This window comes from Stenotrophomonas sp. CFBP8994, from assembly GCF_034044835.1.
Classification (GTDB): Bacteria; Pseudomonadota; Gammaproteobacteria; order Xanthomonadales; family Xanthomonadaceae; genus Stenotrophomonas; species Stenotrophomonas rhizophila_A.
This window is the reverse complement of the sequence record NZ_JAXCWT010000001.1, coordinates 916,960-931,587: the sequence shown is the minus strand read 5'-3', so window position 1 is coordinate 931,587 and position 14,628 is coordinate 916,960. Positions and strand designations below refer to the sequence as shown.

Genomic DNA, 14,628 nt, shown 5'->3' with positions numbered 1-14,628 from the left:
CATCGGGTACCCCCCACCCCGTGCCCGCTCGCATGCCTGCATCCGCTCCTGTCTCCGGACGCCCCCGCTGGTTCGTCGCCGGCGATCTCAATGGCTTCTTCGGCCTGGTGGTCGACAACCTGTCGATCCTGGGCTTCATCGCGATGGCGCTGGTCGGCATCTTCCAGTTCCCTGCCGACGTGGTGTTCGGGCGCATGTTCCCCGGCACCGCCTTCGGCGTGTTGGTCGGCAACGTGCTCTACACCTGGATGGCGCGGCGGCTGGCCGCGCGCACCGGCCGCGATGACGTCACCGCGATGCCGCTCGGCCTGGATGCGCCGACCAGCATCGGCATGGCGCTGCTCGTGCTGGGCCCGGCGTTCCTGGCCTTCAAGGCGCAGGGGCTGGCTCCGCACGATGCGGCCATTGCCACCTGGCAGCTGGGCATGGCCTCACTGGTGATCATGGGCGTGCTCAAGACCGTGCTGTCCTTCTTCGGCGAGGCGGTAACCCGCGCGCTGCCACGCGCTTCGCTGCTGGGCTCCATCGCCGGCATCGCGATCGTGCTGATGGGTTTCCTGCCGCTGCTGGAAACGCTGCGCTCGCCGGTGGTCGGCTTCGTCACGCTGGGCCTGCTGCTGTACGTGCTGGTGGCCAAGCGCAAGCTGCCGATCCGCGCGCCGGGCGTGCTGGTGGCGTTCGTGTTCGGCACGGTGCTGTATTACGGGCTCGGCCTGGCCGGGCTGGGTGCACCGGGCTTCAAGGTGCCCGAGTGGACCCCGCTGCAGATGGTGCTGCCGTGGCCGACGCTGGGCTTCATCGATGGCCTGCCCACGGCGATCACTTACCTGCCGCTGCTGCTGCCGTTCGGCCTGCTGATGGTGGTGGGCGGCATCAACGTCTCCGAAAGCGCACGTGCGGCCGGCGATGACTACCGCACCCGCGACATCCTTCTGGTGGAGGCGGTGGCCACGCTGGTGGCCGGCCTGTGCGGTGGCGTGGCGCAGACCACGCCGTACATCGGCCAGCCGGCGTACAAGCACATGGGCGCGCGCAGCGGCTACACGCTGCTGACCGGCCTGTTCGTGGGCATCGGCGGCATGCTGGGGGTGATTTCCGGGTTGGTGCAGTGGCTGCCGCTGGCGGTGCTGGCGCCGATCATCGTGTACGTGGCCATCGACATCACCACCCAGGCGTTCCAGGCCACCCCGCGCGAGCATGCCGGTGCGATGGTGCTGGGGTTCCTGCCGTCGGTGGCCTACCTGCTGGCGATCAAGGCGCCGGGCTGGATCCCGCCGGAGCAGCTGGTGGCGATGACCACCACGCTCGACGGGCATGGGCTGCCGGAGCTGGCGGTGATCTTCACCCTGGGCAATGGCTTCATCATCACCTCGATGCTGTGGATTGCCGCGGTGGTGGCGATGATCGACGGCAGGCTGCTGCGCTCTTCCGGGATCCTGCTGGTGGCCGCAGCGTTGACCCTGTTCGGGCTGATCCACTCGGTCGATCCGCGCGGTGGGATCTACCTGCCGTGGACGCTGGAAGGCTTGCCGGAACAGATCATGTGGCAGTTCGCGGGCGCGTATGTGGCGCTGGCGGCGCTGCTGGGCCTGTTGTCGCTGCAGAAAGGCAATCACGACCAACGGTCGTGATCTACCGGTGGGTCACCACCCGTCGAGCCCCGGTAGGTCACGACCGTTGGTCGTGACCGGACCTCAATCCTCGCCATCCAACTCCGGGTAATGCCGGAAAATGCCGTTGGTGTTGAACGCCAACCGGCGTTCCGAGGCCAGGTATGCGGCGATGTTCGGTCGCCGTTCCACCCGGTCCTTCAGTGCATGCAACAGCGGCAGCGACGGCCGCAGTGCCTGCATGCGGCGCGGGAACATGTAGTCCAGCCCGCTCAGCAGCTGGAACAGCGACAGGTCCACGTACGAGTGCTCGCGCAGCGGGTGCAGGCCGCCATTGGCCTCCAGCACGCTTTCGAACCAGCCGAGGAACTTCGGCAGCCGCTCTCCCCGCATCGACGCCGCGCGGGCCTTCGCTTCCTTTTTCTGATCCTCGTAATACTGCGAGGCCGCAATCGGGTGGTGGGTGTCGTGGATCTCCGCGACCAGGTCGGCGATGGTCAGCTGCAGCTGCAACGCCTGCACCCGGCGTGAGGCGGCTTCGGGTACCAGCCCCAGCTCCGGCCCCAGATGATCGAGGATCGTGCCCACCTGCGCGATCACCTGCCGCCCACTGACCAGGAACGGCGGCGCGAACGGGCGCAACCCCTCGGCCTTGCCGTCCAGGAACGGCTGCATCACCTCGTCGCCGTGCACCCGCGCCATGTCCGTATAGGAGGCGCCAGCATCTTCCAGCGCCAGCCGGATGAACTCACCCCGGCCCTGGATGCCGGTCCAGTAGTACAGCTCGTAATGCATGCGCACGCTCCGCGACAGGAGCGCCCAGCCTCCCGCCCGCGCCGCCAAGCACGCGTGATGGGGATGTCGCTGCCACGTCGTCCGGGGCCTGAATGCGTTCTCATCCCCCCTTGAAACACGCCTGCATAACCGCATCTGTCAGATAGTGCTGGCTCGGCCAGCGGCAACATATCGAGGACACCCCCATGCGGATGGACAAGCTCACCTCGCGTTTCCAGCAGGCGCTGGCGGACGCACAGTCGCTGGCCGTGGGCCGCGACCACAACATCATCGAACCGGTGCACGTGCTCACTGCGCTGCTCGACCAGCAGGGCGGCAGCACGCGCCCGCTGCTGGCCCAGGCGGGGGTCAATGTGCCGGTGCTGCGCGAGCGGTTGACCGAGGCGCTGGACGCCCTGCCGAAGGTCTCCGGGCAGGAAGGCAACCTGTCGATCGGCAACGACCTGAACCGGCTGCTCAACAAGACCGACAAACTGGCCCAGGAGCATGGCGATGCGTTCATCGCCAGCGAGTGGTTCGTGCTGGCCGCGCTCGACGATGGCGGCACGCTGGGCATGGCGCTGCGCGCTGCCGGTGCCGACAAAAACAAGATCGACGCGGCCATCGACAAGATTCGTGGCGGCGAAAGCGTGCAGTCGGAAAATGCCGAAGAACAGCGCCAGGCGTTGGAGAAGTACACCATCGACCTGACCGCGCGTGCCGAGAGCGGCAAGCTGGACCCGGTGATCGGGCGCGACGAGGAAATCCGCCGCACCATCCAGGTCCTGCAGCGCCGCACCAAGAACAACCCGGTGCTGATCGGCGAACCGGGCGTGGGCAAGACCGCCATCGTGGAAGGGCTGGCCCAGCGCATCATCAACGACGAAGTGCCCGAGGGCCTGCGCGGCAAGCGCGTGCTGTCGCTGGACATGGGCGCGCTGATCGCCGGTGCCAAGTTCCGCGGTGAGTTCGAAGAGCGCCTGAAGGGCGTGCTGAATGACCTGGCCAAGAGCGAAGGCCAGATCATCCTGTTCATCGACGAACTGCACACCATGGTCGGCGCGGGCAAGGCCGATGGCGCGATGGACGCGGGCAACATGCTCAAGCCGGCGCTGGCGCGTGGCGAGCTGCACTGCGTGGGTGCCACCACCCTGGACGAGTACCGCAAGTACATCGAGAAGGATGCCGCACTGGAGCGCCGCTTCCAGAAGGTGTTCGTGGGCGAGCCCAGCGTGGAAGACACCATCGCGATCCTGCGCGGGCTGAAGGAAAAGTATGCTGTGCACCACGGCGTGGAGATCACCGACCCGGCGATCGTGGCTGCGGCCACGCTGTCGCACCGTTATATCGCCGACCGCCAGCTGCCGGACAAGGCCATCGACCTGATGGACGAGGCGGCCTCGCGCATCCGCATGGAGATCGACTCCAAGCCGGAAGAACTGGATCGCCTGGAACGGCGCCTGATCCAGCTGAAAATCCAGCGCGAGATGCTGAAGAAGGAAAAGGACGACGCCTCGCGCCAGCGCCTGGCCGACCTGGAAACCGAGATCGATGCGCTGGAGCGCGAGTTCTCCGACCTGGACGAGATCTGGAAGTCGGAGAAGGCGGCGCTGCAGGGCACCACCAAGATCAAGGAGCAGATCGAACAGGTGAAGCTGGAACTGGAAGCGGCGCAGCGGCGCCAGGATTTCGGTCGCATGAGCGAACTGCAGTACGGCCAGCTGCCGCAGCTGGAAAAGCAGCTGCACGCGGCGCAGGAAGCGGAAAACACCGAGTTCAAGCTGGTCCAGGACCGGGTCACCGCCGAAGAAATCGCCGAAGTCGTGTCGCGTTGGACCGGGATTCCGGTCAACCGCATGCTGGAAGGCGAGCGCGACAAGCTGCTGCGCATGGAGGACGTGCTGCATGAGCGGGTGGTGGGTCAGGAAGAGGCGATCAAGGTCGTCTCCGATGCGGTGCGCCGTTCGCGTGCCGGCCTGTCCGACCCGAACCGGCCGAGCGGCTCGTTCCTGTTCCTGGGCCCGACCGGCGTGGGCAAGACCGAGCTGTGCAAGTCGCTGGCCGAGTTCCTGTTCGACAGCAGCGACGCCATGATCCGCATCGACATGAGCGAGTTCATGGAAAAGCACAGCGTGGCGCGCCTGATCGGTGCGCCCCCGGGTTACGTGGGCTACGAAGAGGGCGGTTACCTCACCGAGGCCGTGCGTCGCCGCCCGTACTCGCTGATCCTGCTCGACGAAGTGGAAAAGGCGCACACCGATGTGTTCAACATCCTGCTGCAGGTGCTGGACGATGGCCGCCTCACCGATGGCCAGGGCCGCACCGTGGACTTCCGCAACACCGTCATCGTGATGACCTCCAATCTGGGCTCGCACCAGATCCAGGACATGTCCAGCGATGACAGCCCGGAGGCCTACACGCAGATGAAGGCGGCGGTGATGGGCGTGGTGCAGGCGCACTTCCGCCCGGAGTTCATCAACCGGCTGGACGACATCGTGGTGTTCCACCCGCTGGACAAGGTGCAGATCAAGCAGATCGCCCGCATCCAGATGCAGGGCCTGGAAAAGCGGCTGGCCGAACGCGGCCTGCGCATCGAGGTCAGCGATGCGGCGTTCGAGCTGCTGGGCAACGTCGGCTTCGATCCGATCTACGGTGCCCGTCCGCTCAAGCGCGCGATCCAGGCGCAGCTGGAAAACCCGCTGGCGCAGAAGATCCTGTCCGGCGACTTCGTCGGCGGCGATGTGATCCAGGTGGATGCGGCCGAAGGCCGGCTGGCATTCGCCAAGGGTTGAGTGGCGATGTGATCCAAACAGAAGGCCCCGGTTTCCCGGGGCCTTTTTTTCGTTACTTGGCGACGAACTTCAGCGGCCCCTTGTAATCGGGCCACGAGATGGAGCGCTCGTCGCGCACGTTGAGCGCCACCGGCTCGGCGGGCGCTGCCGTGGTGTCGGCGCTGCCTTCCACCGCCACGGTGGTGAACAGCGTAGGAGTGAAGAAGGTGGCGAACAGCGTGCGCTCTTCGTCGACGATCAGCGGCTCCATGGTCATCGTGGTGGTCTTGCCGGCCTCCACCGTGAATGACAGGACGTCCGGGTTCACGTAAGCACCCTTGGCCAGCACTTTCTCCACGCTGAAACCGGTGTGCGGTTCGAACCCGACCGTGGTCAGGCGGTAGGTGCCGGCGGGCAGCTGCAGCGTCTGGGTGCTGCCGTAACGGGTCATGTAGTTCACATCGAAATCGACGAAGCGCTTGTTGAGCAGGGTGACCACCATCTGCCCATCACGCAGCCCCCACTCGATGCCGCCGGTCTTGAGCTGCGATTCGATCTTGGGCTTGAGCGCCACTTCGGAACGGAACGGCTTGAGATCCAGTACCAGCGTACCGGTACCGGTTTCGGATTCGGCCGAGCTGGTGAAGCTGCCCAGCAGCAGCACCGAAGCCAATGCAAAACGGATGGCAAAACGCATATGTCGTCCTTGGTCAGCGTGGAATGAACTTGATGGGGCCGCGGTAATCCGGCCAGGCGGTGGAACTGTTGTCGCGCAGGGTGACTGCTTTACGCCGGGGCGCTGCGCCGCCCGGTGCGCCGCCGTCCGCGCTGGACACGCTGGCGAACAGGGTGGGGATGAATACCGCCGGGTTGAGGGCGTCCTCATCCATGATCACGGGCCCCACCCGCACGGTGACGGTCTTGCCGGCTTCGATCGTGAAAGACGCCACGTTGCGGTTTACGAAGGTCGCCCGGTCCAGCAGCCGCTGTTCGCTGTAGCTGCGGCGGGGTTCCCGGCTCACGGCGGTGATCCGGTAGGTGCCCACCGGCAGCTGCAACGCGTGGCGGTACCCATAGCGGGTGGTGAAGCCGTAGTCGAAGTCGAGGTACCGGGTATCGACGACGGTGAGCACCAGTTCGTTGCCCTTGATGCCCCAGTCCACGCCGCCGGTGCGGATCAGTTCCTGCAGTTCCTTGCTGAGCGGTACTTCCGATTGCAGCTTGTCCACTTCCATGACCAGCGTGCCGGTGGCCGTCTGGGCCAGGCAGGCGAAGCTGCCCGACAGCAGCGCAGCCGCCAGCAGTGTGCGTAAGGCAAAGCGCATGTTCCGTCCCTTGGTGACAATCGCAGGGACCCCGCCCCTGCTGCGACGTCGCCGGAAGCTTCCCGGGCGACCGTCGCGGAGTATGCACGTTCAGCTGGCAGTTTGAAATGTGACTAGGCGTTAGAGGTAAACGACCCGCTCCGAGGCGTTGCGGGTCATGGGGGCTCCGGGCGGGCACTGGAACGCGTGTGCGTAGGCGGGCATGTTGGCCGGGCCGACGTCCGCGCGTGGGGGGCCGAAGGCGTGCACGTCCGTTTCCACGTCCCTCTGCAGGCGTTCGCGGGTCCGTATCTCCCGGTACAGCATGCCCCAGCTGAGGAAGAAGCGCTGTTCGCGGCTGAGCCCGTCGATCATGGGATCTGTCTCGTTGCGGTGGGCGAATTCCAGTGCGTCCAAGGCGATCGCCAAGCCGCTCAGGTCGGCCAGGTTCTCATTGGCGGTCAGCCGCCCATTGAGCGGCAGCCCGTCCACCTGCTGCTGGTCGAACTGCGCAGCAAGCTGCGCGGAGATCGCGGCAGCGCGCTGCCGGTCGGCATCGCTCCACCAACCGTGCAGGCTGCCGTCCAGCCCGAACTGGCTGGATTCGGCGGAGAACGCGTGTGAAATCTCATGCCCGATGACCGCGCCGATCGCGCCGTAGTTGAGCGCGTCGTCTGCTTCCACGTCGAAATAGGGCGGCTGCAGCAGCGCCGCCGAGAAGGCGATGTCGTTGTTCATCACGTCGTGGTACGCGTCCACGGTCTGCGCGGTCATCCGCCAGCGCGCGCTGTCCACTGGGGCGCCCAGGCGGGCCAGTTCGTTGCGCTGTGCGAACGCGGTGGCCGCGCGCAGGTTGCGCAGGTAGCCGCAGGACTCGGTGTGCAGCCCGGACCAGTCCGGCCAGCGTTCGGGGTGGCCGATGCGCGGCCGGAACGTATCGGCCTTGAGCAGCGCGGTGGCGCGTGTTTCGGGGTCCATCCACGGCACCACCGCCAGCCGTCGCTTCAGCGCAGCCATGATCTGCTCGATCAGGGCGATCGCCCGTGCCCGGGTTTCCGCCGGCAGCGCGACCGGAACGTACAGCTCGCTCAGCGCTTCACCGGCCACGCGTTCGATGGCGGCCAGGACCTGCTTCCAGCGTGGCGGCATCGCATCCTGGCCCTGCAGGGTCCTGGCGTGGAAGGCATGGTGGGCGCGGACGAAGTCGTCGCCCAGGAACGGGCTGGCCGAATCGAGGGTATGGAAGCGCAGGTAGGCGCGCCATGTGGCCGGTTCTTCGTTGGTCAACGCGCGCCCCACCGCCTGGTGGAAGGCGGGCGTGGCCAGCGAAAGGCGGTCCGGCGGGGCCACCCCCAATGCCTGGAACAACGCACTCCAGCGGAACCCGGGGGTGAGCGCATCCGCCTCCGGCACCGTCAGCGGATGATAGAAGTTGGTGACGTTCTCGTTGAGCTCGTCCCACGGCGCTGATGCGTTGGCAAGGCGTCGTTCCAGCGAGAGAACCGCATCGGCCTGGCGCTCGGCCTCGGCCGGCGCATCACCGGCCAGCCGCAGCACGTGCGCGACATGCGAGCGATAGGCGAGAGCGGCCTGCGCGTGTTCGGCGTCCAGATAGTAGTTGCGGTCCGGCAGCCCAAGGCCGCCCTGGAAGGCGTAGGGGATCTGGCTGTCGCGCGCGTCCATGTCCAGGTCGACGCCGAACCCGAACACGGGGTTGAGACCGACCGCGGTGAGCGCGTGCAGATGCGCCTCGATGGCCTCAGGCGTCTGCAGTGCGTCGATTGCCGCAAGCTCGGCCCGCAACGGTGCGATGCCGTCGGCATTGATCTGGCGCTGGTTCATGCCGGTGCGCCAGAGATCGGCCACGATCTTCTCCACGTGGGTTGGCGTGTCCAGGTTGGCGGCCTGTTCCACCACCCGCCGCTGCAACGCCAGCGAACGTTCCTGCAACATCGTCGGCATGTTCCACAGCGACTGGTCGGGTGGCCGCTGCTCCGTCGCATGCCAGCGGGAATTGATGTGTGCGTACAGCGACTGGCAGGGCGGGTGGTCCGGGTCGATGTCAGCCGGGTTGAAGCGCAGCGGCGCGGGCAGGCCATCGGCGGTCTCCGGCGTCTGGACCTGCGAGTCGGCGGCAGGGAGACCCGCGAAGCGGGTAGTGCACTCGTCCCGGGCTGCGCGGTGGCCAGCCTGGTAGCCCAACCACCCGCCGACGAGCGCACCGCCCAGCGCGGTGACGGCGGCACCGGCGAGGAGTTGCGGACACTGGCGGGGTCGCGACAGGCAGCCTGCAGCGGTCGCTGAAGCAATTCCGTTCAATGGATCCTGCGCCGGCACGGCCAGGTACGCCTCGCCCCGCGACGCGCCCGCACCAGGCAGCAGCGCCGGCCGTACCGGCGGCGTCGAATCCGCGCGCGCCGCGGCCGACGCTGACGCCGGTACGATCAGGCTGGAGAGCGCGGCGAGGGTGAGCACGCCCGCGTTGCCCACGCGCAGCAGCGGTGGATGGGCGCTACCGAACCGCTGGTGCCGGGCGTGATCCTGCGCGGGCTGTTGGCCGCGCAGCGACCGATCGAATTCGCCCACGCTGCGGCGGTGTTGTTGTACGGCATCGGCACGCATGGCGTGACCTCCACTATCAGTCGTGCGGGAGCCTGCCGTCGCAGGCGGAGCGCGATCATGACCAAGGGCGCGCAGAACGCACATAGGAGTGGTACGAAACGCACCCTGCACATCACCACAGGGACGGTGCTTATGAGCAACCGGCATGACAGGGCGCGGTGGGGCTCGGCTATGGTGCGTTTTCGCACGCACCGTGCGCGGAGACCTCACGATGTCGGAACCGGACACCTCGCTGCCGCCGTGGAAAGCGGAAACCATCGCCGTGCATGGCGGGTATCGCCCGGACCCGACCACGCGCGCGGTGGCGGTGCCGATCTACCAGACCGTGGCCTACGCATTCGACGATACCCAGCACGCGGCGGACCTGTTCGACCTCAAGGTGCCAGGCAACATCTACACGCGCATCATGAACCCGACCACCGACGTGCTGGAGCAGCGCCTGGCGGCGCTGGAAGGCGGCATCGGCGCATTGGCGCTGGCGTCGGGGCAGGCGGCCATCACCTACGCGATCCAGACCATCGCCGAGGCGGGGGACAACATCGTGGCGTCCAGCGCGTTGTATGGCGGCACCTACAACCTGTTCGCGCACACCCTGCCGCAGTTCGGCATCCAGACCCGGTTCGCCGATTACCGCGATCCGGATGCGTTCGCGGGTCTCATCGATGACCGCACCAAGGCGGTGTTCGTCGAATCCATCGGCAACCCACGCGGCAACATCACCGACATCCAGGCGGTGGCCGACATCGCGCATGCGCACGGAGTGCCGCTGATCGTCGACAACACGGTGGCCACCCCGTACCTGCAGCGCTCGTTCGACTTCGGCGCGGACATCGTGGTGCACTCGCTGACCAAATACCTGGGCGGGCACGGCACCAGCGTCGGCGGGGCGATCGTGGATTCGGGCCGGTTCCCGTGGGCCGAACACAAGCAGCGCTTCCGCCGCCTCAACGAGCCGGATGTGAGCTACCACGGCGTGGTCTATACCGAGGCGCTGGGTCCTGCAGCCTACATCGGGCGTGCCCGGGTGGTGCCGCTGCGCAATACCGGCGCGGCACTGTCGCCGTTCAATGCCTTCCTGATCCTGCAGGGCATCGAAACGCTGGCGCTGCGGCTGGACCGGATCAATGCCAACGCGCTGGCCATTGCCGGTTTCCTGCGCGACCACGCCAAGGTGGCGTGGGTGAACTACGCAGCGCTGCCCGACCACCCCGAACATGCGCTGGTGCAGCGCTACCTGCGCGGGCATGGCTCGGGCGTGCTGACCTTCGGCCTGCCGGGCGGCCGCGCGGCGGGTGCGCGCTTCCTGGATGCCCTGCAGCTGTTTACCCGGTTGGTGAACCTGGGCGATGCCAAGTCGCTGGCCACCCATCCGGCATCGACCACGCACCGCCAGCTGGATGCGGCGGAACTGGAACGCGCCGGGGTGAGCGAAGACACCGTGCGGCTGTCGATCGGCATCGAACACGTGGACGACCTGCTGGCCGATCTGGAGCAGGCGCTGGCCAAGGCGTGAGGCGGGACCACCCCGGCCGGTGCGGGCCGGCCGGGGTGGGTTTTCATCAGGGCGCCGGCGCGTGCAGCCACGCGTCAAGGGCGTTCTCGATCACGGCGAGCGCGGCCATGGCGCGACGCGGGTCGACCTGGTCGAGCTGGTCATGGCGGTTGTGGATGTTGGCCATTGCACGTGACAGCGGCAATGCCCTATAGCTGTGCATGGCGTGTTCCATGGCGTCCATCCGCGTTTCCATCGCCTGCGTCTCATCCGGTCCCAGGGTGCCATTGAGGTAGTGCTCGAACCGGCTCCAGTCCACGTCCGCATTGGCCAGCCACAACCGTGTACGCGCCTGCTGCATGTCGCGTTCAAGGGTGATGTCGGCCGCATCGGCCAGGTTCATTCCCAGCGCCGGCACGCCGTCGCGCTGGAAGGGAATATGGTCGGACTGCATTACCCAGCCCGTGCTGTCATGCACGGTCAGCCCGACCTCGCCGGCAGCCGCTTCGAGCAGCCCACGCAGCTGCGCTTCGGCGGCGGTGACCGGAGCCGGCGGTGGCTGCAGCGCACGCGAATCGCCGTCCATGTAGAAGTGGTGGCGGTCCGAGCCGGACAAGGTCATGCCGTCGCCGCGCCCGGTCATGTCCAGATTGAGCGCCACATCGGGGCAGCTGGCCTGCGCCAGGCAGTGTTCGACGAAGGCTTTGGCGCCGAGCATGCCGTGCTCCTCCAGATCGGACACCAGCAGCTGGACGCGAACGCCGTCGGGCAGCGTTGCCGCGCCCAGTTTCCGCGCCAGCGCCAGCAGTGTGGCCAGCCCGGTGCCGTTGTCGCTGGCACCGCTGGAGCCTTCGCGCGCGCCGGTCATGTCGCCATGGGCGAGCACCATCATCGTGCGTCGGGGGGGGCCGGCGCCGGCAAACTCCAACATCAGATTGCAGCCGTTATAGGTCCGGTCGAAGCCGAAGGAGTCGCGGGTGGTGCCGGAGAACGGCAGCTGCTGCAGCGTGTGCCCGTCGCGCCGGAACAGCGCACGAAGCGTGTCGAAACGCGCGATGTTGGCGGCCACCTCGCGCTGTGCACCGGTCATGCCCGGCTGTTGTGCCTCCAGTGTGGCCTGTGCGATCTGCTCCAGATCCAGCTGGAAGCACGCCTGAGCGGGGCTCACCACGCTGCCCAGCAGATCCGCTGCCCAATCCACCCACGACAGCATGGGGGCCAGTGCGGCCGCGTCGGCACCGGCGGGCCAGCCGCCGTGCGTGTGCGTTTCAGCATGGCGGGCCACGCCCAGCGTCACCATGATCTGCCGACGGGTGGCTTCAGGGAGTTCCTGCAGCAGCGACCGGATCGCCGGGGCGGTGCAGGCCGCCGCATCGGTGCCGCAGTCGCGGACGATCTGCAGCAGCTGCATGCGCTGCTCGTCCGGCAGCAGCGCATACAGCGACTGCGGCAGGGATGGGGATGACTCGCGAGACGCTTCGGTGCCGGCTGCGGGCGCAGTGGAACGCCCCAGTGCGTAGCCCAACACACCGCTTCCTATCGTGCTGGCCGTCAGCGCGCCGTAGGCCAGCAGGCTGGCGGCCAGCGTCTGCGGACAGTGCCGGGGGGACGCGATGCAGCCGAGCGTGGCGCCATTGGCGATATGTTCGAGTGCGACCACGGGCGCCGTTGGCGCATCGCCGAGCATCGGCACGGCCTGGTGGTCGATGCCGCCCTGCGCCCTGGCGCCCGGCAACGGCGTCGGGTCTCCCACCGGCGCCCTCACGCCGCGCGGCGGCATGCGACCGATGGCCATCGCCGAGGATAGGGCCAGTGCGGCAACCAGCCATTGCTGGCCGTTTCGTACCGTCAACGGGCCCGTCCGGCCTGGCAGCGCCTGCACGCCGCGCGGCTGCGCGATCCTGTTGTTGAACTCGCCCTGGGCGCGGCGGACCAACGAAATATCGAGTGGCATAACAACCTCCTCGTTGAGGGAGCGCCGTGGCCGCTGCGGTGCAGGTGGCGGGGCGCCGGTGCGATGCACAGTGCACGCGCGTGCCGAAGTTGCCCATGGGAGTAGTTGCGTTTGCCAGACCCGGGCCCGCTTCCGCAACGCGGTGCTCATTACGGACCGGATCGCCATCACACCGGAGGACGCCGAAGCGCTACGATCCGCCCTCAGGTGCGCAAGATCCGACACGCGCTGCGGATCTGGACGACCCTGAGGACGTCCCCGAGGCGATCCTGCGCGCCGATATCTGCGTGCCGCTGGCGGCCCGTTAGACCACCGGAATGGTGTGCTTGCCGATGTTGCGGTAGGGCGGGGTGGCCATGACCATTTCGGCCAGCGAGTACGCCAGTTCGCGCTCGGCCATCACCGTGCCGTCGGCGCCGTGTTCGAGCAGGTGCTTGACCTCGGTGTCGCTGTGCGCGCGCGCCAGCAGGGTCAGGCCCGGGTTGAGCGCGCGCAGCTTGGCCAGGGTTTCGCCCGCTTCCAGCGGCTGCGGAATGGCCAGCACCGCGATCTTGGCGCGTTCGGGATGGGCTTCGGCCAGCACGCGGTCGGAGGCGGCACTGCCACGGATCGCCGGCAGGCCGGCGGCGTGTGCTTCGGCGACATGCTCCTTGTTGTCATCTATCACCAGCACCGGCACGCCGCGGTCACGCAGCACCTGCGCCAGCGCGCTGCCGACCCGGCCGTAGCCGATCACGATGGCGTGGTCGTGCAGGTCCAGCGAGGGGCCGGGCGGCAATTCGGTTTCCACGGCGGCGGCGGGGGTCTCCTGGTGCTTCACCAGCCAGCGGTCGAGCAGGCCGAACACCAGCGGGTTGAGCATGATCGAGATCAGCGCGCCGGCCAGCACCAGTGCCTGGCCGGTGGGCGGCAGGATCTTCAGGCTCACGCCCAGGCCGGCGATGATGAAGGCGAACTCGCCGATCTGCGCCAGGCTGGCCGAAATGGTCAGCGCGGTGCCGTTGGGGTGGCCGAACGCACGCACGATGAAAAACGCGGCAGCGGACTTGCCGAACATGATGATGGCGGCGGTGGCCAGCACCTGCCACGGGTGTTCGACCAGGATGGCCGGGTTGAACAGCATGCCCACCGAGACGAAGAACAGAACCGCGAAGGCATCGCGCAGCGGCAGCGAATCGTTGGCGGCCTTGTGGCTGAGCTCGGATTCGTTGAGCAGCATGCCGGCGAAGAACGCGCCCAATGCGAAGGACACGCCGAATAGCATGGCCGAGCCGAACGCCACGCCCAGTGCGATGGCCAGCACCGCCAGGGTGAACAGTTCGCGCGAGCCGGTACCGGCGATGCGCTCCAGGATCCACGGAATGACCCGCCGGCCGACCACCAGCATCACCGCCACGAACAGGCCCAGCTGCACGAAGGTCCAGCCGATGCTGGCCAGCACGCTGCCGACGGTGTGGGTTTCATTGGCGGCATCCGGGCCGAACACGCCGGCCAGCACCGGCATCATCACCAGGGCCAGCACGCAGGCCAGGTCTTCGACGATCAGCCAGCCGACCGCGATCTTGCCGCGCTGGGTTTCCAGCAGGCGGCGTTCTTCCATTGCGCGCAGCAGCACCACGGTACTGGCGGTGGCCAACGCGAAGCCGAACACCACGCCGTGGATCACCGGCCAGCCCATCAGCCAAGCAAGGCCCCAGCCCAGCAGGGTGGCGACCAGGATCTGGCCCACCGCGCCGGGAATGGCGATCGCCTTGACCGCCATCAGGTCTTTCAATGAGAAGTGCAGGCCGACACCGAACATCAGCAGCATCACGCCGATTTCGGCCAGCTGGTTGGCCAGTGCCTGGTCGGCGACGAAGCCGGGAGTGAACGGTCCTACGCAGATGCCCGCAACCAGGTAACCGACCAGCGGAGACAAACGCAGCTTGTTGGCCAGCGCACCCAGGATGAAGGCGAGCCCAAGGCCAACGGCGACGATGTTGATCAGGTCGGTGTCATGGTGCATCGGGGCTCGCAACTTGGGGGATGCCCCGATTTTCACCGATGCGGCCCGATCCGGCAAACCGCGCTGCGGCCTGCCGGATCCGGTGTCAGCCGATCA

At 67.4% G+C, this 14,628-nt stretch carries 9 protein-coding genes; 3 read left to right on the top strand and 6 right to left on the bottom strand.

Going from position 1 to position 14,628, the window contains the following annotated elements:
- Window positions 1–32: 32 nt before the first annotated feature.
- Window positions 33–1,631, top strand: a complete 1,599-nt coding sequence (locus SOM39_RS04290) for a hypothetical protein (RefSeq protein WP_320457571.1) — start codon at window positions 33–35, stop codon at window positions 1,629–1,631.
- Between the two features lie 63 nt (window positions 1,632–1,694).
- Here SOM39_RS04290 and SOM39_RS04285 read toward each other — a convergent pair whose 3' ends face one another.
- Entirely contained in the window at window positions 1,695–2,405 is a 711-nt protein-coding gene (locus SOM39_RS04285; RefSeq protein ID WP_320457570.1) for a glutathione S-transferase, read from the bottom strand.
- 185 nt (window positions 2,406–2,590) lie between these two features.
- Here SOM39_RS04285 and clpB point away from each other — a divergent pair, with 185 nt between their 5' ends.
- Window positions 2,591–5,176: an ATP-dependent chaperone ClpB gene (gene clpB / locus SOM39_RS04280; RefSeq protein WP_320457569.1), complete on the top strand. Its 2,586-nt coding sequence runs from the start codon at window positions 2,591–2,593 to the stop codon at window positions 5,174–5,176.
- A 52-nt stretch (window positions 5,177–5,228) separates the two neighbouring features.
- Here the strand turns inward: clpB and SOM39_RS04275 are convergent, their stop codons facing one another.
- The 3 genes from SOM39_RS04275 to SOM39_RS04265 all read right to left on the bottom strand — a co-directional run bounded on the left by SOM39_RS04275 (window position 5,229) and on the right by SOM39_RS04265 (window position 9,081).
- The gene (locus tag SOM39_RS04275; RefSeq protein WP_068853777.1) at window positions 5,229–5,852 is read right to left on the bottom strand and encodes a hypothetical protein; all 624 of its coding nucleotides are present in this window, start codon (window positions 5,850–5,852) and stop codon (window positions 5,229–5,231) included.
- Between the two features lie 13 nt (window positions 5,853–5,865).
- A complete protein-coding gene (locus tag SOM39_RS04270; protein ID WP_320457568.1) occupies window positions 5,866–6,480 on the bottom strand; it encodes a hypothetical protein in 615 nt (204 codons plus the stop codon).
- Window positions 6,481–6,600: 120 nt separating this feature from the next.
- On the bottom strand, window positions 6,601–9,081 hold the full coding sequence (locus tag SOM39_RS04265) for a M13 family metallopeptidase (RefSeq protein ID WP_320457567.1): 2,481 nt from the start codon (window positions 9,079–9,081) through the stop codon (window positions 6,601–6,603).
- A 211-nt stretch (window positions 9,082–9,292) separates the two neighbouring features.
- On the opposite strand from SOM39_RS04265, the gene SOM39_RS04260 reads away from it, so the two are divergent.
- Entirely contained in the window at window positions 9,293–10,594 is a 1,302-nt protein-coding gene (locus SOM39_RS04260) for an O-acetylhomoserine aminocarboxypropyltransferase/cysteine synthase family protein (protein ID WP_095363656.1), read from the top strand.
- Window positions 10,595–10,640: 46 nt separating this feature from the next.
- Here SOM39_RS04260 and SOM39_RS04255 read toward each other — a convergent pair whose 3' ends face one another.
- Together SOM39_RS04255 and ybaL are read right to left on the bottom strand one after the other, a co-directional pair.
- On the bottom strand, window positions 10,641–12,527 hold the full coding sequence (locus SOM39_RS04255) for a M28 family metallopeptidase (RefSeq protein WP_320457566.1): 1,887 nt from the start codon (window positions 12,525–12,527) through the stop codon (window positions 10,641–10,643).
- Between the two features lie 304 nt (window positions 12,528–12,831).
- On the bottom strand, window positions 12,832–14,532 hold the full coding sequence (gene ybaL / locus SOM39_RS04250; RefSeq protein ID WP_320457565.1) for a YbaL family putative K(+) efflux transporter: 1,701 nt from the start codon (window positions 14,530–14,532) through the stop codon (window positions 12,832–12,834).
- Between the last annotated feature and the right edge of the window lie 96 nt (window positions 14,533–14,628).